Annotated in this window: 20 protein-coding genes; 10 read left to right on the top strand and 10 right to left on the bottom strand. The window is 64.4% G+C overall.

Annotated features, from left to right (window positions below; translation table 11 throughout):
• Positions 1-165 precede the first annotated feature (165 nt).
• A complete protein-coding gene (rpmF, locus tag NLM25_RS43320) occupies positions 166-348 on the top strand; it encodes a 50S ribosomal protein L32 (protein ID WP_007598106.1) in 183 nt (60 codons plus the stop codon).
• A gap of 146 nt (positions 349-494) precedes the next feature.
• Positions 495-1,145 carry a hypothetical protein gene (locus tag NLM25_RS43315; RefSeq protein WP_254124731.1) on the top strand — a complete coding sequence of 217 codons (651 nt, stop codon included), beginning with the start codon at positions 495-497 and terminating at the stop codon, positions 1,143-1,145.
• Between the two features lie 6 nt (positions 1,146-1,151).
• On the opposite strand, the gene NLM25_RS43310 is transcribed toward NLM25_RS43315, so the two are convergent.
• Entirely contained in the window at positions 1,152-1,409 is a 258-nt protein-coding gene (locus NLM25_RS43310; protein WP_254141009.1) for a hypothetical protein, read from the bottom strand.
• Between the two features lie 220 nt (positions 1,410-1,629).
• Here NLM25_RS43310 and NLM25_RS43305 point away from each other — a divergent pair, with 220 nt between their 5' ends.
• A complete protein-coding gene (locus NLM25_RS43305) occupies positions 1,630-3,324 on the top strand; it encodes a bifunctional diguanylate cyclase/phosphodiesterase (RefSeq protein ID WP_254141008.1) in 1,695 nt (564 codons plus the stop codon).
• A 268-nt stretch (positions 3,325-3,592) separates the two neighbouring features.
• Here the strand turns inward: NLM25_RS43305 and NLM25_RS43300 are convergent, their stop codons facing one another.
• Positions 3,593-3,961, bottom strand: coding sequence for an antibiotic biosynthesis monooxygenase (locus NLM25_RS43300; protein WP_254141007.1), 369 nt, complete (start codon positions 3,959-3,961; stop codon positions 3,593-3,595).
• Positions 3,962-4,058: 97 nt separating this feature from the next.
• Here NLM25_RS43300 and NLM25_RS43295 point away from each other — a divergent pair, with 97 nt between their 5' ends.
• Both NLM25_RS43295 and NLM25_RS43290 read left to right on the top strand, forming a co-directional pair.
• Positions 4,059-4,529, top strand: coding sequence for a MarR family winged helix-turn-helix transcriptional regulator (locus NLM25_RS43295; protein WP_254124017.1), 471 nt, complete (start codon positions 4,059-4,061; stop codon positions 4,527-4,529).
• Positions 4,530-4,655: 126 nt separating this feature from the next.
• Positions 4,656-4,955: a hypothetical protein gene (locus NLM25_RS43290; RefSeq protein ID WP_254124016.1), complete on the top strand. Its 300-nt coding sequence runs from the start codon at positions 4,656-4,658 to the stop codon at positions 4,953-4,955.
• Positions 4,956-5,250: 295 nt separating this feature from the next.
• On the opposite strand, the gene NLM25_RS43285 is transcribed toward NLM25_RS43290, so the two are convergent.
• The 7 genes from NLM25_RS43285 to NLM25_RS43255 all read right to left on the bottom strand — a co-directional run bounded on the left by NLM25_RS43285 (position 5,251) and on the right by NLM25_RS43255 (position 14,902).
• Positions 5,251-6,759 carry a tripartite tricarboxylate transporter permease gene (locus NLM25_RS43285; protein ID WP_254141006.1) on the bottom strand — a complete coding sequence of 503 codons (1,509 nt, stop codon included), beginning with the start codon at positions 6,757-6,759 and terminating at the stop codon, positions 5,251-5,253.
• A gap of 4 nt (positions 6,760-6,763) precedes the next feature.
• On the bottom strand, positions 6,764-7,249 hold the full coding sequence (locus tag NLM25_RS43280; protein ID WP_254141005.1) for a tripartite tricarboxylate transporter TctB family protein: 486 nt from the start codon (positions 7,247-7,249) through the stop codon (positions 6,764-6,766).
• Between the two features lie 63 nt (positions 7,250-7,312).
• Positions 7,313-8,290, bottom strand: a complete 978-nt coding sequence (locus NLM25_RS43275) for a tripartite tricarboxylate transporter substrate binding protein (RefSeq protein WP_254141004.1) — start codon at positions 8,288-8,290, stop codon at positions 7,313-7,315.
• A 206-nt stretch (positions 8,291-8,496) separates the two neighbouring features.
• A complete protein-coding gene (locus tag NLM25_RS43270) occupies positions 8,497-11,364 on the bottom strand; it encodes a PAS-domain containing protein (protein WP_254141003.1) in 2,868 nt (955 codons plus the stop codon).
• A gap of 353 nt (positions 11,365-11,717) precedes the next feature.
• Positions 11,718-12,593 carry an acyl-CoA acyltransferase gene (locus tag NLM25_RS43265; RefSeq protein WP_254141002.1) on the bottom strand — a complete coding sequence of 292 codons (876 nt, stop codon included), beginning with the start codon at positions 12,591-12,593 and terminating at the stop codon, positions 11,718-11,720.
• Between the two features lie 37 nt (positions 12,594-12,630).
• A complete protein-coding gene (locus NLM25_RS43260; protein ID WP_254124010.1) occupies positions 12,631-13,611 on the bottom strand; it encodes an amino acid--[acyl-carrier-protein] ligase in 981 nt (326 codons plus the stop codon).
• 73 nt (positions 13,612-13,684) lie between these two features.
• Entirely contained in the window at positions 13,685-14,902 is a 1,218-nt protein-coding gene (locus tag NLM25_RS43255; protein WP_254141001.1) for an acyl-CoA dehydrogenase family protein, read from the bottom strand.
• A gap of 358 nt (positions 14,903-15,260) precedes the next feature.
• On the opposite strand from NLM25_RS43255, the gene NLM25_RS43250 reads away from it, so the two are divergent.
• From NLM25_RS43250 to mtnA, 3 genes are all read left to right on the top strand, one after another.
• On the top strand, positions 15,261-15,533 hold the full coding sequence (locus tag NLM25_RS43250) for a phosphopantetheine-binding protein (protein ID WP_254141000.1): 273 nt from the start codon (positions 15,261-15,263) through the stop codon (positions 15,531-15,533).
• Between the two features lie 272 nt (positions 15,534-15,805).
• Positions 15,806-16,681, top strand: coding sequence for an S-methyl-5'-thioadenosine phosphorylase (locus tag NLM25_RS43245; protein ID WP_254124007.1), 876 nt, complete (start codon positions 15,806-15,808; stop codon positions 16,679-16,681).
• A gap of 33 nt (positions 16,682-16,714) precedes the next feature.
• Positions 16,715-17,821: an S-methyl-5-thioribose-1-phosphate isomerase gene (mtnA, locus tag NLM25_RS43240; protein WP_254140999.1), complete on the top strand. Its 1,107-nt coding sequence runs from the start codon at positions 16,715-16,717 to the stop codon at positions 17,819-17,821.
• 95 nt (positions 17,822-17,916) lie between these two features.
• Here mtnA and NLM25_RS43235 read toward each other — a convergent pair whose 3' ends face one another.
• Complete coding sequence (locus NLM25_RS43235) at positions 17,917-18,552, bottom strand: HAD-IA family hydrolase (protein WP_254140998.1); 636 nt, start codon at positions 18,550-18,552, stop codon at positions 17,917-17,919.
• Between the two features lie 109 nt (positions 18,553-18,661).
• Between NLM25_RS43235 and NLM25_RS43230 the strand changes: the two genes are divergently transcribed.
• Together NLM25_RS43230 and NLM25_RS43225 are read left to right on the top strand one after the other, a co-directional pair.
• Entirely contained in the window at positions 18,662-19,423 is a 762-nt protein-coding gene (locus tag NLM25_RS43230; RefSeq protein ID WP_254140997.1) for a trypsin-like serine protease, read from the top strand.
• Between the two features lie 119 nt (positions 19,424-19,542).
• On the top strand, positions 19,543-21,045 hold the full coding sequence (locus NLM25_RS43225; RefSeq protein WP_254140996.1) for an NAD(P)/FAD-dependent oxidoreductase: 1,503 nt from the start codon (positions 19,543-19,545) through the stop codon (positions 21,043-21,045).
• The last annotated feature ends 194 nt before the right edge of the window (positions 21,046-21,239 follow it).

The following is a 21,239-nucleotide window of genomic DNA, read 5'->3' as shown; positions in this document are numbered from 1 at the left end:
GGGCCCATTCCGGGCGTATTTTCCGGTCCAAGAGCCTAGATTTACGGCCAGCCTTCCTCTATAAGCCCGGCCTTGATCGGCATTCAGCTCGCCTCGGTTTGCGGGTGCTGAGCCGTCCCTTCGCGGACGATGCCCTGATGACACCAATCCCTAGAGGATATTGAAATGGCCGTTCCGAGAAGAAAAACCTCGCCGTCGCGCCGTGGCATGCGCCGCTCGGCTGACGCCATCAAGAAGCCGACCTATGTGGAAGACAAGGACTCCGGCGAGCTCCGTCGTCCGCACCATCTCGACCTCAAGACCGGCATGTACAAGGGCCGTCAGGTCCTGAAGAAGAAAGAGTCCTGAGTTTTTAGGACCTTTCTTCGGGCAGGATGATTTCGCCTGCCTGATTTCGGCCAACCCATGAGATAATGACAGTGACGGCGGCGGAGCCAATGCTTCGCCGCCGCATTGTCCTGTCCGGATATCTTGATCGAGAAGGCATTTCGCCGATGGTCGGTTTCCCGCTGCTCCTGATCCCGCTCGCGGTCTACAACATCATCGCCTTCCTGATGCCGAGCGTGTCCTTCACGGACGTGCTCTTCAAGGTGCCGATGATCACGGGCGAGACCTGGCCGGTCACGCTCGCCGACGTGATGGTCGCGCTCGGGATCGTGCTGCTGCTGCTCGAGGTGGTCAAAGGTGCGCGGCCCGGCTCGAAATTCCTGATGGATCACCTGCTGTCGCTGATCGTGTTCGGCGCAGCCGCGGCCGAATTCGTGATGTGGCCCAAATTCGGCAACTCCACCTATTTCCTGCTGGTGCTGCTCGCGATGGCCGATTTCTTCGGCGGTATCGCCCAACGCACGCGCCGCCGCGTCACTTATGTTGCCGAGACCACAGTGCCGGCGCCGCGCAAGGCCAAGCGTCAGGCCGAAGCGCCGGTCGATGAAGCCGTGGCCGAGCCCAGGTTCGAGCCGGTGACTGCGCCGCAAGCCGCGCCGGTGGTGCCGCCCGCGCCCTCCGCGCAGTCGGTCGCAGAATCCGTGCTGAAGGATCACCCCGCGCCGAAGCCGGTGACCCCGCCCTCGCCGGAAATTCCCTCGCCGGATCTGCAGCCGGGCAACGGCACGCCGTCCTCGCCCGACACGCCGCCGCGCTGATCTACCTCAAGCCACTTGTCGCGTGCGTGCGGTGACGCTCGGAAGCGGGTGCTTGCTGCCATAGGCCATCTGCGCGTCCTCGGATGAGGCGCGGCGGAGCCGGCTGGCCTGGGGCAGGTGCTCGGCATTGGCGATGAGCTGGGTGACGAAGCTCGGATCGGGGCGGGGCAGCGGCGCCTTGTGGACCCATTGCAGAATCGGCAGCTGCGGCACCAGGGCCGTGCCCGTGCCGTTCGTCCGGTCCGATTGATCAGTACTCAACATCGCTATCACCGTTGATCCGGCGGGCCTGTCGCGTTTCGGGACGCTGGCGCCGGTGCGTGTCATGTACTCGCAAGGCCTATGCCGGCCGGGCCGGTTTGGTTCCGTGGGCCTGCGAAACGTGGTTTCCAAATTGTTTATGAACTTTGCCTAGGGTTGGGGGCGAATCTGGCCGTATTCTGTGCCGGCCCAGGACTCCCCGCTGTCCCGAAACGAGGCGATTTTGACCCCTGCATTGCCGCAAGCCTCCGACATCCTGGCCGCGCTCGGCCAGGCCGTTTTCGCCTGGGACATCGCCAGCGACGTCATCGTCTGGGGGGAGCAGCTCAGTGCCGTCTTCCCCGGCATCCCGGCCGAGCGGCTCGCGACCGGCGCCGAATTCGCCAAGCTGATCGAGCCCGCGCAGACACTGCGGACCGCCGCGCTGGCGCAGACCTTCCCGGTGCACGGCGCCGACGGCACGCCCTACCGGGTCGAATACGGCGTGCGCATGAGCGCCGCCGATCCCGTGGTCTGGATCGAGGAGACCGGCCGCTGGTTCGCCGGCCCCGATGGCCGCCCGACACGCGCGATCGGCGCGGTCCGCATCAACAATGAACGCCACGCGCGCGATGAGGAGCTGGCGAAGCTCGCCCGGCTCGATCCGCTGACCGGCGAGCTCAACCGCTCGCACCTGATCGCGGCGCTGGCCGAGGCGATCGAGGAGACGACCCGCTTCCGTTCGACCGCGGCGTTCATGCTGGTCGGCATTGATCACCTCGCCCGCGTCAACGACGCCTTCGGCTTCGACGTCGCCGACGCCGTGATCCTCGACGTCGCCAAGCGCATCCGCGCGCGGCTGCGCGGCGGCGACGTGCTCGGCCGCTTCTCGGGCAACAAGTTCGGCCTGATCCTGAAGAACTGTACCGTCGATGACATGAACGTCGCCGCCGAGCGTTTCCTCGCCGGCATCCGCGACGACGTGGTGCCGACCAAATCCGGCCCGGTCTCGGTTACGGCTTCGATCGGCGCGGTCAGCCTGCCGCGCTATGCCCGCAACACCGATGAGGCCGTCAACCGCGCCCATGAGACACTGGACGCCGCCAAACAACGTCGCGTCGGCTCGTTCGCGGCCTGGCGCCCGGATGCCGCGCGCGACGCGCAGCGCCGCGTCAACATCCGTGTCACCGACGAGATCGTCACCGCGCTGAACGAACGCCGCATCAAGCTCGCCTATGAGCCCGTGGTCTCGGCGGTCTCGCGCGAACGCGCGTTCCACGAATGCCTGGTGCGGATGGACCAGGGCGACGGCCAGGTGCTGCTGGCACCCGACATCGTGCCGGTCGCCGAACGGCTCGGCCTGATCCGCCTCGTCGATCACCGCGTGCTCGAGCTCGTGGTCGCCGAGCTCGCGGCCGCGCCCGACATCTGCCTCAGCCTCAACATCTCGCCGGATACGACGATGGATCCGGACTGGTGGGCCGGCATCGAATCGCTGATGCAGGCGCATCCGGGCGTCGCCGGACGGCTGATCGTCGAGATCACCGAGACGGTCGCGATCCAGGACCTCGACGACGTCCGTGCCTTCGTCGGCCGCCTCAAGCATTTGGGCAGCCGCATCGCCATCGACGATTTCGGCGCCGGCTACACCTCGTTCCGCAATCTGCGCAAGCTCGGCGTCGACATCGTCAAGATCGACGGCGCCTTCGTGCAGAACATCACCCATTCCGCCGACGACCGCGCCTTCGTGCAGACCCTGATCGACCTCGCCCGCCGCCTCGACATCAAGACGGTGGCCGAATGGGTGCAGGACGACGAGGCCGCAAACATGCTGCGCGACTGGGGCTGCGACTACATCCAGGGCCGTTTGATCGGGCTCGCCTCGGCCGACCGCCCGTGGGGCGCACCGCCGGACAGCGCGCTGCCTGCGGCAAGCTGAGGCAACTCGTAGGGTGGGCAAAGCGGAGCGTGCCCACCACGTTTCAAGAGACGCCGCACGAATTAGGAGCGCGCGTCGAGTGACCATTCCTCCGATCAGTTTCGTGGATCGCGACAGCGATGGAGTGATCGAAGCCCTTCGGACGGCGCGCCGTTTAGTGCGAGCCAACAACCCGCGCTAGCTCGGTGGGCACGGCGCAAGTGCGCCTTTGCTCACCCTACGAGAGTGGTCGTGGGCTCGGCTCTCTCCCCCGTCATTACGTTTGCAGCTACGCCACGCAAATACCTGCTACCGCGACCTTCTGGAACAGATGCGGGCTTGCGACGGCGGAGGCGGGGTAGACGGCGATCTTCGCGCGGAAGTCCGGGTGAGTGAACGCTGCGCGGAAATGGGCATTGGATTCCCAGACCGCGTAGTTGAGATAGGTCGGATTGTCGCCGAGGGCGCGGTGGAGCTGGGTCGAGATGAACCCCGGTTGCCGTTTCATGAAGGCGGCGTCGTCCTGCCAGCCTTTCAGGAAGCGCTGTTCATCCGCGGCATCGAGCGTGAACAGGTTGACCAGCACCACGGGACCGGCGTCGAGCGCGATCTGGCGGTCAATCGGGAAGGTTGGGTCGAGCGGACGCATCTGGGGCATGGCATCACTCCATCTCGTTTGGTACCATTATGTCAATTCGACAAGATGTGCCATAGATATTTGACACGATGATGTCAATATAGGGCGATCAATACAAATGACCAAGACCAGACGAACCCCGGCCGGCGAGGCGTTGACCGGTTTTATCCTCGACCTGTTCCGGGCCAACGGCCTGCTCCTGACCGCCGGTGACCGGCTGGTCGCCTCGCTCGGCCTCACCAGCGCGCGCTGGCAGATCTTGGGGGCGATCGTCGATGCGGAGCGCCCCGAGCCGGTCGCCTGGCTGGCGCGCAATCTCGGCGCCAATCGCCAGAACGTGCAGCGGATCGTCAACGACCTCGAGCGGGATGGCCTCGTCGTGTTCGAGACCAATCCGCATCACCGTCGGGCGCAGCTCGTGGTTCTCACCGACAAGGGCAGGCAGGCCTACGACGCCGCCGGGCGGTTGCAGATCCCCTGGGTCAACGGCCTTGCGGATGGATTGTCGGTCAGGGATATCGACGTGGCCCGTCGCGTCGTGACCGCACTGCGAGCCGGTCTGAAAGACGCCGGTGAAGCGAACGAATGAGCAAGTGAGGCGTCGGGGGACACGAGGCGTACATCGTGCGAGCCCATTTCGGACTCAAATCCGCCGCCGACTCAATCGATGTATCCAAATGCGGCTGGAGGCATGTCCTGAGTTGGGGAATTTGCCATGCGTGATGAAGATTTAGCTCGTCATAAGAGACAGAAGCTGATTTCCACTGCCGAAGATATCGTGCGTGATGAGTCTTTCGAACTCTTGTCGCGGCAGTTCCGCGAAGGCGCTAGCTTTTCGGACGATGAATCCCCGTCGAACGACGTTTTTTTGCTTCTTGAGGAGAATGCGAGGCTTCGTGCGCTTGCCATCAGTCTTTCCAGCCTGGTCGGAGACCTCTCCGAACAGGAGTGGGGCAACGCGCTCGCATCGGCAGATCGTGCCACGCTCAATCGCCTGAGGTCGTGTCGGGCGTGACGATAGAGAGAGCGGCGAGGTGAAGCGGAGCGTCACGCCACGCGCCTGACCGCGTTCAGTCGCTCGATCGCGTGGCCGACATCTGCCGCCGGGCACGGCCTGCCGAAATAATAGCCCTGTACCGCGGTGCAGCCGCATTCGCGCACGAAGTCGAGCTGCTCGATCGTCTCCGCGCCCTCCGCGGGGTCTCGACGCCGGGTCGAAGGGTGGGCGAAGCGTGCCCGCCGTTCGCGTCACGCATTTGGAGAGATGGCGGGCACGGCAAAAGCGCGCCTTTGCCCACCTGCGAAACCTCTCACGCCCCCTCATCCAGTGCCACCAGCTCGCGCTTCTTGCGCAGCGCGGGCAATAGCGGCGCGATCAGCAGCGCGAGTGCGAGAAGAAGGCACGCCGCCGAGATCGGCCGCTGCACAAAGGTCCAGAGATCGCCCTGCGACAGGATCAGCGATTTGCGCAGATTGTTTTCCAGCATCGGTCCCAGCACGAACGCCAGCACCAGCGGCGCCGGCTCGTAGCCGAGCTTGCGCATGAAATAGCCGATGATGCCGAACGCGATCATCACATAGACGTCGAACACGTTGTTGCTCGAACAGTAGACGCCCAGGATCGTGAACAGGATGATCAGGGGAAACAGGATGTTGTAGGGCAGCTTCAAGAGCTGCACCCACATGCCGATCATCGGCAGGTTGAGGATCAGCAGCATGACGTTGCCGATATACATGCTGGCGACGATGCCCCAGAACAGGCCGGGATTCTGCGTGATCATCAGCGGTCCCGGCTGCAGGCCGTGGATGACGAACGCGCCCAGCAGCAGCGCCATCACCACGTTCGGCGGAATGCCCAGCGTCATCAGCGGAATGAACGCGCCGCCGGCCGCCGCATTGTTGGCGGACTCGGGGCCTGCGACGCCCTCGATCGCGCCATGGCTGAATCGCTCCGGTGTCTTCGACAGCCGTTTCTCCAGCGCATAGGAGGCGAACGAAGCCACCACCGCGCCGCCGCCCGGCAGGATGCCGAGCAGGAATCCAAGCAGCGTGCCGCGCGCCACCGGGCCGGCGCTCGCCTGCCAATCGGCCTTGTTGGGCAGCAGCTGCGTGATCTTCGCGTTGATGATGTCGCGCTTGATCGCCTGCTCTGTGTTGAGCAGCACCTCGGCGACGCCGAACAAGCCCATCACGACGGGCACAAGGCCGATTCCGTCGATCAATTCCATGCGACCGAAGGTGAGGCGCGGCTGCGCCGTGATGCTGTCGAGCCCGATCAGTCCGAGCACGACGCCGATGCACGCCATCAAAAGCGCCTTCGGCATCGAGCCCTGGGTGAGGAAGGTGAGCACCACGAGACCGAGCACCATCAGGCTGAAATACTCGGCCGGGCCGAACGCGATGGCGATGCTGGCAAGTCTCGGCGCCACCAGCATCAAGGCGATCAGCGCAAACGTGCCGGCGATGAAGGAGCCGAAGGCGGAGATGCCGAGGGCGGGGCCCGCGCGGCCCTGCTTGGCCATCTGGTGGCCGTCGATGCAGGTGACCACGGACGCCGCCTCGCCGGGAATGTTGACCAGGATCGAGGTGGTCGAGCCGCCATACATCGAGCCGTAATAGATGCCGGCCATCATGATGATGCCGGATTCCGGCGTGCCCGACAGCGTCACTGGCAGCAGCAGCGACATCGCCGAGATCGGACCGATGCCCGGCAGCACGCCGACCAGCGTGCCGATGAAGACGCCGATGAAACAATAGAGCAGGTTGATCCCGGTCAGCGCGACGCCGAACCCGTGCGCGACATTGGCAAGCGTATCCATGGGGTCAGCCGATTCCGAGCAGGCCTGAGGGCAGTTGAATCAAGAGCAGCCGCTTGAGCACCCACCACATGCCGGTCGGTACCAGAACGGCGACCGGGATCGCCAGCGTCCAGCGCACGGGATCGATCAAACGCAACAGCAGCAGCATCAACGGGATCGACGACAGCAGGAATCCCAGCGGCTCCAGCGCGAACGAGAACGCGGTGAGGCAGGCGATGACGAGGAGCGGCTTGCTCCAGCGCACATTCTCCCAGCGCGAGGCCAGCGTCGGGCCGCCCTCGGTGAACGCCGAGATGATGATGGAGCCTGCAAACACGCACATCAGGATGCCCGTGTAGAACAGCACGTAGCCCGAGCCGGGATCGTTGATGGTGCCGAGCTTGAGCTTCAGTCCCTGCCAGATCACGAAGCCGCCGAGCGCGAGCCCGATCAGCCCGCCCCAGAGTTCGGAGTTGCTGAGGCGGAGTTTGACATTGGTTTGGTCGTTCATCGACGTCCTCTCAGCCGTTTCCCGGACGCCGCGAAGCGTCCGCGACACGGAAGTGGCTCGGCACTACTTCTTCGCAAGCCCAAGCGTGTCGATCACCTTGCGCTCGGACTCCGTGACCTCGACGACGAACTTCTTGTAGTCTTCGGTGTTCTTGTAGTTCGGCACCATGTCGTATTTGGCGAGCGTTGCGATCACCGCGGGATCCTCGACCGCTTTCTTGAAGGCGTCGTGCAGCTTGGCGACGATCTTTGGATCCATCCCCTTCGGGCCGGCGATGCCGAACGGGGAATCGTAGACCATGGGATAGCCGAGCTCCTTCAAGGTCGGCACGTCAGGATAGTTCGGCGACCGCGCGCCGGTCCACACCATCAAGAGCCGCAGCTTGCCGGCATCGACCAGCGGTCGCCATCCCGTGGAATCGGCTTGCAACATGGTATGCTGGCCGAGCACCGCGGCATTGGTCTCGGCGCCGCCCTTGAACGGCACCTGCGTGAGCTTGATGCCGGACATCGCCGCGATCTGCTCCATGCCGATATGCAGCGAGGTGCCGGTGCCCGGCGTGGCGTAGGTGATCTTGCCCGGATTGGCCTTGGCAAAGTCGACCACGTCCTTCCAGGACTTGAATTGCGACTCCGCGTTCGTGGTCACGCCGAACGTGTAGCCGGTGAGGTGGATGATGTAGGAAAAATCCTTCGCCGGATCCCACGACACTTCCTGCATCAGGGGCAGCCGGAAGACCGTAATGGGGAGCTGTGAGATGGTGTAGCCGTCCGGCTTCGCGGCCGCCGCCATGGTCGCAGGTCCGACCGTGCCGCCGCCGCCGGCCTTGTTGTCGATCACGATCGGCTGCCCCAGCACCTTCGAAGCGCTGTCGGCGATCGCGCGCATCGAGATGTCGGTCGAACCGCCTGCCGGCCACGGCACGATCAGTGTGATCGGCTTGGTGGGATAATCCTGCGCATGGGCGGCGGTCGAGAGCAACGCGCCCACGACGGCATGCATGGCGGCAAATGCGATCGTCTTCAGCCCGCATCGCGGCATCGATAATTCCTCCCTCGCAGCGGCCTCGTTGGGCTGCCGTTTCTCGTTGTTATGACGGGATTGTCCCCGAAATCACGAGAGAAGAAAAGCGCCTTCGCGCGGATCGAGCGCAGGGCGCGAGTCGTCAATTCGGCCGGAAACGGTACGTGCGACAATTGGTCGTTTGGAAGCGTGCCGAGACACGGAATTTGGCGCGGCCGGCGTCTCTACGCCACGCGGCGGACTGCGTTCAGCGTCTCGATGATGCGGTGGATCTCAGACGCTGGGCACGGCTTGCCGAAATAATAGCCCTGCACGGCGGTACAGCCGCATTCGCGGACGAAGTCGAGCTGCTCGATGGTCTCGACGCCCTCCGCCGTGGTCTCGACGCCGAGCACCGAGCCGAGGCTGGCGATGGTGCGGACGATGGCGACACTCTCCGGGCTTTCGCCGAGCGTGCCGACGAAGGAGCGGTCGATCTTGATGCGGTCGAACGGAAACTTGCGCAAATAGCTCAGCGAGGAATAGCCGACGCCGAAATCGTCGAGACTGACGCGCACGCCAAGCGCGCGCAGCTGGTGCAGGATCTCGATCGTCGCCTCGCTGTCGTCGAGCAGCGCCGTCTCGGTGACTTCGAGCTCGAGCCGCTGCGGCGGCAGGCCGGCTTCCGCAAGCGCGCTCGTGACCATTGCCACCAGTCCGCGCGAGCGGAACTGCACCGGCGACAAATTGACCGCGACGGTGACATCGGGCCAGGACGCAGCGGTCGCACAGGCCGTGCGCAGCACCCATTCGCCGATCGGAACGATCAGCCCGTTCTCCTCCGCGATGGGAATGAATTCGGCCGGCGAGACCAGGCCGCGTGAGGGATGTTTCCAGCGCAGCAGCGCCTCGAAGCCGGTGAGCTCGGACGAATCGAGCCGCACCTGCGGCTGAAACACCAGGTGGAATTCGCGTGCTTCTAGCGCGCTGCGCAGATCGTGCTCCAGCGCGTGCCGGCTCCGGGCCTCTTCCTCCATCTCGGGCTCGAACAGCTGATAGGCGCCGCGTCCCTTGGCTTTGGCCTGGTACAGCGCGAGGTCGGCGCATTTCATCAGCTCGTCGGCATCGAGTCCGTGATCGGGCGCGATCGCGATGCCGACGGAAACGCCGACATGGATCGACTGACTTTCCAGCGGCGGCGGATGGCCGATGATCTCGACCAGGCGGCGGGCGAGCCGTTCCGCCGATTGCGGCTGCGGCCCGCGCTGGAGAACGGCGAACTCGTCGCCGCCGAGGCGCGCGACGGTGTCATGCTCGCCGACGTTTTCTTTCAGCCGCGCCGCGACCCAGCGCAGCAGCCGGTCGCCGGCGGCGTGGCCGAGGCGGTCGTTGACGGTCTTGAAATTGTCGAGGTCGAAGCACAGCACGGCCATCGCACCGCCGGCAATCGCGACCTGGTTCAGTCCCTCGCCCATCTTCTCGCGGAACAGCGTGCGGTTGGGCAGGTCGGTGAGCGAATCGTGCTGGGCCATATGCGCCACGCGCGCCTGGGCCTTGTGGCGCTCGGTGACGTCCTCATAGGTGACGACCCAGCCGCCATGCTCCATCCGCTTGTGATTGAGCTTGATGATGCGGCCGTCGTTCAGGTGGCGGTGCAGCGTGTGCTCGCCCTCGCGCAGCCGCTCGACGTAGTCGGCATAGAGGCTCGCGGCGGTCGTGTTCGGATGGATGCCGAGCTCGCAGCTGTGCTCCATGATCTCGCGCATCGAGGCGCCGGGCTTCACGACATCGGGCGACAGGCCGTACATCTCGATGTAGCGGCGGTTGCAGACGATCACGCGCAGGCTCGAATCGAGCATGCACAGGCCCTGGCTCATGTTGTTCAACGCTGCGTCGAAGCGACGATATTGCTCGCTCAGCTCCTCGACCGCACGCTCGCGCTCGGTGATGTCCTCATAGGTGGCGACGAAGCCGCCTTCGGGCAGTGCGCAGTAGCGCACCGAGATCACGGTGTCGTTGGCCATGCTCCGCCGCATCGGCGAGCAATCGCGGCTCGCGATCCGCGCGCGGGCGGCTTCGAGGATTTGCTGCGGGCTATATTCCGAAGCGAACGCGCCGTTTTCGATCGAGCGCTCGATCAATTCGGCAAGATGCGTGCCCGGCCTCGTCTCCTCCGGCGACAGTTGATAGATCTTGCGATAGGTGGTGTTGCAGACCCGCAGACGCATGTCGCTGTCGTAGAAGGCGAGCCCGTGCGCCATGTTCTCCAGCGCCGCATCGAGGATGAAATTCTGCTGCCTCAGCGTCTCCTCGTATTGCAGGCGCTCGGTGACGTCTTCATGCACCGTCACCCAGCCGCCGTCGGGCAGGAAACGGGAGACCGCTTGTACCATCCGTCCGTCATAGCGCATCACCAGCAGGGTCTTCGCCTTCCTGCTGCGCACGTCCTTCAGCCTGGTCTCATGGAATTCGTCGGCCGACATGCCCGGCAGGTTGCCGCGCGACATCCAGTGCTCGATCACCGAGCAATGCGCGACACCCGGCCTCACGATGTCGGAATCGAGGTTGTAGAGGTTCAGGAATCGCTCATTGCAGAGGACGACACGGCTGTCGGCGTCGTACATGATGAGGCCGTGCGACATGTTCGCGAGCGCGTGCTGGCTGCGCTCCGTCTGCACACGCAGTTCCGCCTCGAGCCGGGCGAGGCGGCTGACGTCATCGCAGATCGTCATCCAGCCGCCGCCGGGGAGCGGCTTCAGCTCGAGCGCCATGACGAGGCCGCTCGCCAGATGCTGCTCGGTCCGGAACGGCTGGCCGGCCGCGATCTGCTTCACGCGCTTTGCATAGAGCGCGTCGAGCTCGCTGACCGGGAAGTTGCCGCGCGCTGCGCTGTGAGCGAGCACGTCGCGATAGCTCGTGCCGACCCGCACGATGTCGGCCGACATGTCGAACAGCGACAAATAGCGCTGGTTGACCAGCACGATCCGGTTGTCGGCATCGTAGACGCAGACACCCTGCTCCATGTGGTCGAGCGCGAGCTGGCTCAGCGAGACCAGGGCTGGCGGGCCCTGTTCGCGGCGTGCACCAAATTCGTTGTCGCAGGTCGACGTCATGGGATCGACAGGGTCTCGGCGGGCGATAGACTTAACGCAACGTAATCCGTGTGCCGAGGGTAGCGAAGAGGCGGGAAAATTCCCTTAAGCGCAGTAGTTTACGGAGGGTGACTGGCGATGCAGAGAAGCCTGTGCTCGCGCGTGAGCGCGGAACCGCCTGCAAGCCGGATTTGGCCGAGAGCCGCCAAAAAATTCCGCTGTCGTCCCTGCGAACGCAGGGACCCACAACCACAGGGAGAAGTTTGGCGAGGACTGAAAGTGAGTGGGGCTTCCCGCGGTATTAACACCCGTGCTTACCGGCAGATCTCGCGGTATGGGTCCCTGCGTTCGCAGGGACGACAGCCGAGCATCCCCTATGGCCCGTACAGCACGAGCTCCGTGTCGGTCAGGTCGCCGAGCTGCGGCCGGTGCGGGCCCTTGAAATATTTACGGCCGCGCCGCTCGGTGTAGATGCCGGCGAGGCCGGGAATCGGGCCATTGGAATCGATCGCCACCGAGATCTTGCCGAGCCGCAGCAGCAGCCGGCCGATGCGGCCAGCGCAGACGGCGTATTCGGCGGCGCTACGGCAATAGATCAGCTTCATCGCGGGCGGCGCGATGAAGCCGCGGCGGATGCGCACCGGTTGCAGGATGAAGGGGAACGTTCCCTTCGGCGTGCGGCAGACGAGGCTGAGGCAATTGTAGCGGGCATGCCGGGTCAGCAGCGCGGTCTCGTCGTCGGAGAGCCCATCGATCGACTTGGCGTGCTGCGAGATGACCTCGATCTTGCTCCAGCGCGGGGCGCGCGCGAGTGCAGGCACGGAGAAGAAGATGCCGTGACAGTAAGCGCGAAAGCCCTGGGTCTCGATGATGGGCCAGGTCCACGGCGCCGGGCTGATGTTGAGATAGGTGACATCCTTGTGCCGCTGCGCGATCTTGGTCAGCAGCGGGGCGTAGTTGCGGTAGGCCGGATCGACATACCAGCTCGACAGATTGCACTGGATGGCGGTCTCCTCGCCGTGCTTCCGCGCCGTGTAGATCAGAAGCAGCACGCCAACGGGCTCGCCGTCATTGTCCAGCATGTAGCCGAAGCGCGGATAGCCCTCCGGCACGGGGCGGAAGGCCTGCCGGCGCAGACCCTGCATCCAGTAGTCGCGCGAGCGGCCGACGAAGCCGCGCGTCAGGAGGTCGGCGACCTTCTCGACGTCGGCTTCGGTGATCTCGCGGCTTCGGACCTTGGTGTGGATCACGCTCGTCTTGCCCGTGGAAATGGGAGGCCTCGTTCGCTTAGCGCCAGCCTTCGCCATGGGCGTCGGCCGCGACTTGCGGCTGCATGCCCATGAGCTCCCTCACCTTGGCGGGCCAGGCGGATAGATCCGTGCCGTGGGTGTGGAACATGGCGACGGCCAGGCGGTCCATGCCGAAAGCGACGCAGCCGGTGTGGGCCGGTTCGCCATTGGCGTCCTGGATGCCCCAGGTCGTGCCGAAATGCTCGCGGTGATAGTTGAAGCTCATGCAGGCCGTCGGCTGCTCCTCCGAGCGGAGCGGGATCAGGAGCTCGAACTTGAGCTGCTGCTGCTTCTGGCTCACCGCCTTCATCTGGCCGACGCGGCCGAAGAAGGGGTCGCTGGCATAGTCGACGCGGAAGGTGAGGCCGAGGTCGCGAGCGATCGCCTGCGCGCGCACCATCCAGCGCTCGCGGAAATCGGCGACGTCGTCGGGTGTGCCGATGCAGACATATTCGCGCATCCGGAACGATTGCAGCCGGTCGAGATGTTTTGACGGCTCACGGCGGAAGCAGTCGGCGGCGACGTCGAAGCGCAGGCCGCCCTTCGGCAAAGGTCCGCGGCTCGCCGCGATCGGGTAGACCGGATAGCAGGCGGCCGGCGACAGCACGAGGTCGGCCGGGGAGAGCGAGGTGGTCCAGTCGCCACCGGCATCGAAGCGGCTTACCGCGGCGTTGATCTCGCGTTCGGTGCCGTGCAGGCCGCAGACGCAGCCGAGCAGGTTCGGAAAGCTCTTGAGATAGCCGGATTTTTCCAGCTGGGCGCGGCTCATCACCGGCGGGAAGCGCATCACCTCCGTGCCGGCTTCGCGATGCCCGGTGATCAGTGCGGCGAGCTTCTCGACGACGCCCTCATAGAGGGCGGTGCGGGCGTAGACGCCGTCCGAGCCCATGGGGTGGAACAGCTTGTCGGCGAGATGATCGAGCGGATCGATGATTTGCGGGGCGGTCTCGGGCGATTCGGGGAGGACGGCAATGTTCATGGTTCGGTGTCCTGCTATTTCAAAATTGTTCTTGTTGGTTTGGTCGCCAAGGAACGTCAGTCACGAAGGCACGTCAGTCACGAAGGCTGGTCGGGACGCCGCTCATCAAGGTCGAGGTCGCGGCATTGGCCAGGATGCGGTCGTTGTTGATCATGATCGGCGACGACAGCACGTCGCGCAGGTGACGGCCCATGGTGAATTCGCCGTCGTTGCGGTAGCCGGAAAGGCCGGCGGTGCGCATCGCATGCATCACGGTCTCGACCGCAAGCTCGGAGGCCTGCACCTTCAACAGCGTGATCGAGGACTGGAAATCGAGCGAGCTCAGCGCGCGCTCGTCATGCTCGGCGCGAGCAAAGGCGTCGATATTCGCTGCGATCAGCGCGCGCAGTTTTGCGAGTGACATCTTCGCGGCGGTGAAATGCGCCGCGGCCGGCGGCATCTGGCCGCCGGAGGTGCGCGCAGCCTTGCGGACGAAGGCCTGCGCGCGCGTGACAGACGCCGCGGCAATGCCGGCCCAGGCCGACGACCAGCACAGATGCGCGAACGGCGTCATGGTCTGGGCATGGATCTTGTCATAGGCTTCCGGGAAGACGCGGTCGGCGGGGCAATCGACCTTCAGCTCGAAACCGGTCGAGCAGGTGCCGCGCATGCCGAGCGTTTCCCAGCCCTGCGTCTGCTTCAGCGAGTAATCGTCCTTGGCGAGCGCCAGCAGCACCTGGTCGGAGGCGGCGGCCTCGGTGGCGCGGCGGGCGATGGTGACGAGACCGTCGGCCTCCGCGCCGTAGGAGATCACGGTGGCGTCGCGCACCAGCGAGACTGTGTCGCCGGCGTGGTCGACCGCCGCGGCGCTGGCGCGGATGTTGCCGCCGTTCTGGCCTTCGGTGGTGGAGGAGGCGAGCAGCCACTGGTCGCGGGCGACCCGGCGCATCATGGTTTCCATCCAGGGAATGCCGTGGCCATGCCTGACGACGCAGGCGACCTTCGTCGTGTGCATCGCATAGATCATCGCGGTCGAGGCGCAGGCGCGCCCGAGCGTGTAGCAGATGTCGGTGACGTCGTAGATCGAGGCGCCGAAGCCGCCGAACTCGACCGGGATCATGGCGCCGAGCAGCTTTTGCTCGCGTGCGATATCGAAAGCCTTGTGGGGGAAGCGGGCGTCGCGATCGACGCCGTCTGCGTCGGCCGCAGCTGCCGCGGCGGTCCGGGCGGCGCGCTCGACGAGGGAGGGGCCCTGTTCGAGATAGCTCGTTTGCGTTTCGTCGACAGTGAGGACTGCTTCACGCACGTTCATACTCGTCCGCCTCCGGTTTGTCGTTCAGGATCGCCGGCATCATTCGCGACGCCGCATAAGCGATCCTCCGACCATCTTTGCTTGTGAGACGAGGCTACGGATTTAATTCAAATTCGTCGATGAAATAGAGGGTAAACAAAGCCCAATTCCAAACGAACAGTTAAGGTCCGGTTGTTTGCATCAACCGAATTTCCGCGATGGCGTTAGGAATCCGGAAGAAGCTGGAATTCCAGACAATCTGAGTCATCGTTTACTAAGAAAGGCGAAGTAATGGTGGCGCCCATTGTGGGATCGGCCCGTCGCGCCCATCGTAACTCGCGACAGCTCCGCCCTTTCATGGACAGATGGGAATTTTCCGATGCAGGCCTTCGATACCGAATTGCGTAGTCGCATCATCAAGCTGGTGAAGGGCATCCTCGAGCAGAATTCGCTCACCGCCGAGATTACGCCTTCGACGAAGCTCGTCGACGCCGGCCTGACCTCGATGGACATGGTCAACCTGATGCTCGGCGTCGAAGCCGAGTTCGATTTCACCATCCCGCAGTCCGAGATCACGCCGGAGAATTTCCAGTCCGTCGCGACGCTGGAGCGCATGGTCGCGGCCCAACTGCAGCTGGCGACCGCAGCTTAAGTTAAGCGCACCAATCTCTCCCCGGGTCGTCCCTGCGAACGCAGGGACCCATCACCCCAGGGAGGAGTTTGGCGAAGACCGGTCGTTCGGGATTGCGACCGACCACCTCGATAGATTCCGCGGTATGGGTCCCTGCGTTCGCAGGGACGACATCGAGTGAGAGGCCCGCGCCCCTCACACCACCGGCATCACCCCACCACCCCCGTTCCAAAACCGCCGCAAAACTGGCATAGCTTAACCATGTCGTAGGTAGCTGACAGGGTGGAGCGGGCATGACGCAGGCGGTATTGGGCATCATCGGCGGCTCCGGCATCTACGACCTGCCGGGCCTCGAAGGCGCGCGCGAAGAGGTGATCAAGAGCCCCTGGGGCGAGCCGTCGGCCCCTCTGCGGCGCGGCTCCATCGCCGGCCTGCCGATCGTGTTCCTGCCGCGGCACGACAAGGGCCACCGGCTGTCGCCCTCCGACATCAATTATCGCGCCAATATCGACGTCTTGAAGCGGGCCGGGGTCACCGACCTGATCTCGCTGTCGGCCTGCGGCTCCTTCAAGGAGGAACTGCCGCCCGGCACCTTCGTTCTCGTCGACCAGTTCGTTGATCGCACCCACAAGCGCGAGAGCTCGTTCTTCGGCCGGGGCTGCGTCGCGCATGTGTCGATGGCGCACCCGGTCTCGCCGCGGCTGCGCATCCATCTTGCGGCGGCAGCTGAAGCCGAGGGCATCGCGTTTGCGCGCGGCGGCACCTATGTCTGCATGGAGGGACCGCAATTCTCCACCTATGCGGAGAGCATGACCTACAAGACGCTGGGCTACTCTGTCATTGGCATGACCAACATGCCCGAGGCGAAGCTCGCTCGCGAGGCCGAGATCTGCTACGCCACCGTCGCGATGGTGACCGATTTCGACTGCTGGCATCCCGATCACGATGCCGTCACCGTGCAGGACATCATCCGCGTGCTGACCTCGAACGCCGACAAGGCGAAGGCGCTGGTGGCACGGCTGGCGAAGGACTTTCCGCGCGAGCACGAGCCGTGCCCGATCGGTTCGGACCGCGCGCTCGACACCGCGCTGATCACGGCGCCCGAGGCGCGTGATCCCGAGCTCCTGAAGAAGCTCGATGCGGTGGCCGGGCGCATCCTGCGCGGTTGAGACGCAAGGCGAAGGACGAGAAGGCAGAATGCCATGAAGGTCGACGGCAAGCATTTCCGCAGCATCTGGCGTGAGCGCGATGGTTGGTCGGTCGGAGCGATCGACCAACGCAGGCTGCCGCATGAGTTCGTCGTCGCGCGTCTGACGTCATGCGAAGACGCGGCGGTCGCGATCCGCGACATGCTGGTGCGCGGCGCCCCGCTGATCGGTGCAACCGCGGCCTATGGCATGGCGCTCGCCATGCGCGAGGATTCCTCGGATGCCGGCTTGAAGCGTGCCTACGAGACGCTGATCGTGGCGCGGCCGACGGCGATCAATCTGAAATGGGCCCTGGACGAGATGCGCACGGCGCTCACGCCGGTCGATCCGCTCGAACGAGCTGAAGTGGCCTATGCGCGCGCCGACGAGATTGTCGAGCAGGACGTCGAGATAAACCGCGGCATTGCCGGCAACGGTTTGAGGCTGATCGAGGCGATTGCGGCGAAGAAGCCGGGCGAGACAGTCAACGTGCTGACCCATTGCAATGCCGGCTGGCTTGCCACCGTCGACTGGGGCACAGCGACGGCGCCGATCTATCTCGCGCATGAGCGCGGGATCAAGATCCATGTCTGGGTCGACGAGACCCGTCCGCGCAACCAGGGCGCCTCGCTGACCGCCTGGGAGCTCGGCCATCACGGCGTGCCGCACACCGTGATTCCCGACAACACTGGCGGGCATTTGATGCAGCACGGCATGGTCGATCTCGCCATCGTCGGCACCGACCGCGTCGCGGCCAATGGCGACGTCTGCAACAAGATCGGCACCTATCTGAAGGCGCTTGCCGCGCATGACAACGGCGTGCCGTTCTACGTCGCGCTGCCGTCGCCGACGATCGATTTCGCCGTCAATGACGGCATCCGCGACATCCCGATCGAGCAGCGCAGCGGCACGGAAGTGACCGACATGACCGGCCGCACCGCGGATGGACGACTGGAGACGGTACGGATCGTGCCGGAGGGCTCGCCGGTCGCGAATTACGCGTTCGATGTGACGCCGGCGCGTCTCGTCACCGGCCTTATCACCGAGCGCGGCGTGCTGAAGCCGGACCGTGCTTCGCTCGCGGCGGCATTTCCGGAGCGGATCGCTGCCGCCGCGGAGTAGGCTCTCGTAGGGTGGGCAAAGGCGCAGAAGCGCCGTGCCCACCATCTGCTTGTGGTGGGCACGCTTCGCTTTGCCCACCCTACAGCACTGGTGAACTATGTCAGCTTCAACCCCGTCGCCGCCTCGAGCTCGGCAATCGCCTGGGCGCCGCTGACGACCTTGATCGTCGTCATGCCCATCTCGCGCGCGGGTTTTAGATTGACGCCGAGATCGTCGAGGTAAACGCAGTTCCTGGGATCGACCTTTAGCGTCTCCACCATCATCTTGTAGATGCGCGGGTCGGGCTTGCGCAGGCCGATCTTGGCGGACTCGATGACGTGGTCGAACAGCACCATGACCTCGGCGATGTAGAGCGAGCGCCCGGTCATGCTGCCGATCGCATTGGCCGGCAGATTGTTGGTGATGCAGCCGGTCTTGAATTGCGCCTTGATGCGCTTCAGGGCCTCGACCATCTCGGGGCGCAAATCGCCCTGAAGCAGCGGCAGTACCTCGCGGCCGCGAACCTCGGCGCCGAGCGCGCGCGATTCCTCCGCGAACAGCTTGTCGAATGTCTCGATATCGACCTCGGCGCGCTCGAACTTGGCCCAGGCGTTTTCGAGGTGATTGGCCGCGTTGGTGCGCCGGATGATGTCGATCGGCAGGCCGCGCTCGGTTTCGAACCGCGCGAACGCCTCGAATGGCGAACTCGTCAGCACGCCGCCAAAATCAAAGATCACAGCCTCGATCGCCACTATCCTGCCCTCGTCAATTCCTTTCCAAGAGCGCTAGCATGCGCTATCGGCAAGGGCCAGTCCGAAGCAATCCCTGCCGTCACCGATGCTGCCGCCAAAGCGTGTTCCCATGAAAAAGCTTGCAACCTTCGTCACAACCGCGCTGCTGCTGCTCGCCACGCCCGCGCACGCCATCGTCGGCGGCGGCACGCCACAGGCCGATGGTGTCGCGCGCGCCGTCGTCACCATCGTGGGATCGCGCGGCAATTTCTGCACCGGCACCCTGATCGCGCCGAAACTCGTGCTCACCGTTGCCCACTGCGTGCAGCCCGGAGCTGACTACAAGATCGTCGATCGCGGCGCTGACGGTCAGCCGCAATTGCTGAATGTCCGCACCGTCGCGATCCATCCCAACTTCAACATGCAGGCGATGCAGGCGCACCGCGCCACCGCGGACGTGGCATTGCTGCAACTGGAAATTCCACTCAAGGGAAAATCGACGGTGTCGGTCGGCGCGCCGAATATTCCGATCCAGGTCGGTAGCCGCTTCGTCATTGCCGGTATCGGCGTCACCGTGCGCGGCGACGGCAAGAGCGGCGGCGCGACGCGCGTTGCCGGCCTCATCGCCACGGGCCAGCCCGGCACGCTCCAGATCCGCTTGGTGGATCCCGTAACTAACGGTGTTCGCGATGGAATCGGCGCCTGCACCGGCGATTCCGGCGGCCCCGTGTTCGAGGACAAGCCGAACGGTGCCGTACTCGTTGGTCTCATCAGCTGGTCGACCGGGCCGAACAACGCCGCCGGCTGTGGCGGATTGACCGGCGTCACGCCACTCACGCTCTATCGCGACTGGATCTTGCAGACTGCGCGAAGCTGGGGCGCGGCGCTTTGATCGCGAATTGATCTATGTCATTTTAACAGGGAAGCGCGATGGGCGACCATGCCCGTCGCGGAGGAAACGCGTCGCCCAATCAAGGGCGGCCACAAAAGCAAGCAAGGCAAGAAGCAACAATGAATGTCGCTGTTCGCAGTCACGCCACGGCCAAGCAGGCCTCTGAACATTTCGACGTGCTGATCGTCGGTGCCGGCATCTCCGGCATCGGCAGTGCCTACCACATGACAAAGCAGCTTCCGGGCGCGAGCTTCGTCATTCTCGAAACGCAGGCGACGTTCGGCGGAACCTGGACCACGCATCGCTATCCCGGAATTCGTTCGGACAGCGACCTCCACACTTTCGGCTATAGCTTCAAGCCCTGGGTCGGACCGCCGATCGCGACCGCCGAAGAAATCCTCACCTACATGAACGAGGTGATCGACGACAACGATATCGCGAAACACATTCGCTACAAGCACAAGATCAATTCCGCGAGCTGGTCGAGCGAGCAGAATCTCTGGACCATCGAAGCGATGACGACGGACACCGGAGAGCCCAAGACCTTCACTGCAAACTTCCTCTGGATGTGCCAGGGCTATTACCGTCATTCGGAAGGCTACACGCCGGAATGGAAGGGCACGGACCGCTTCAAGGGCCGCATCGTCCACCCGCAGACATGGCCTGACGATGTCGACCTCGCGAACAAGAAGGTCGTCGTGATCGGCTCCGGTGCGACGGCGGCGACGCTGGTGCCGAACATCGCCGACCAATGCGCGCATGTCACCATGCTGCAGCGCTCGCCGACCTATTTCCGCCTCGGCCGCAACGCCATCGAGATCGCCGAGGAACTGCGCAGGCTCCAGGTCGACGAGCAATGGATCCACGAGATCGTCCGCCGCAAGATTCTGTTCGAGCAGGACGCGTTCACGAAACTCTGCCTGTCCAAGCCGGAGCAGGTGAAGAAGGAGCTGATCGGCCAGATCAGCGCGGTGCTCGGCCCGGACTACGACGTCGAGACGCATTTCACGCCGACATACCGGCCATGGCGGCAGCGCATCGCCTTCGTGCCGGATGCCGATCTGTTCAAGGGCATCGCCAGCGGCAAGGCTTCCGTCGTCACCGACGAGATCGAGTGTTTCGTCGAGAACGGCATCCAGCTCAAATCCGGCAAGCTGCTCGAGGCCGATATCATCGTCACCGCGACCGGCTTCAACCTCGCGGCGCTCGGCGACATCGCCTTCGAGATCGACGGCAAGCCGCTCGCCTTCGGTGACACCGTGACCTATCGCGGCATGATGTTCACGGGCGTGCCGAACATGGTCTGGGTGTTCGGCTATTTCCGCGCCAGCTGGACGCTGCGCGTCGATCTCGTCGCCGACTTCGTCTGCCGGCTGCTCGGACACATGAAGGCGAAGGGCACAAGGAAGGTCGAGGTCAAGCTGCGCGCCGAAGACCACAACATGCCGATCCTGCCCTGGATCGATCCGGAAAACTTCAACCCCGGTTACATGATGCGCAACATGGACCTGCTCCCCAAGCGCGGCGACAAGCCGGAATGGCAGCACAGCCAGGACTACTGGACCGAGAAGGACGAGATCCCGAAGACGGATCTGGATGACGGGGCGTTTGTGTATGGGTAATGGGTTGTCGGAGTGAGGGGCGGCAGTGGTTGCCCCAAACTCCGCTGTCGTCCCTGCGAAAGCAGGGACCTATAACCCCAGGGAGCAGTTTGGCGAAGATTCGTCGTTTTGTACTGCGACCGTCCGAAATCGAGAGATCACACGGTATGGGTCCCTGCGTTCGCAGGGACGACACCGCCTGTTGGGTTGGTGGT

Origin of the sequence: Bradyrhizobium sp. CCGB01 (assembly GCF_024199795.1) — a bacterium.
GTDB lineage: Bacteria > Pseudomonadota > Alphaproteobacteria > Rhizobiales > Xanthobacteraceae > Bradyrhizobium.
The sequence above is the reverse complement of the archived record's forward strand: the minus strand, read 5'-3'. Positions and strand labels throughout refer to the sequence as shown.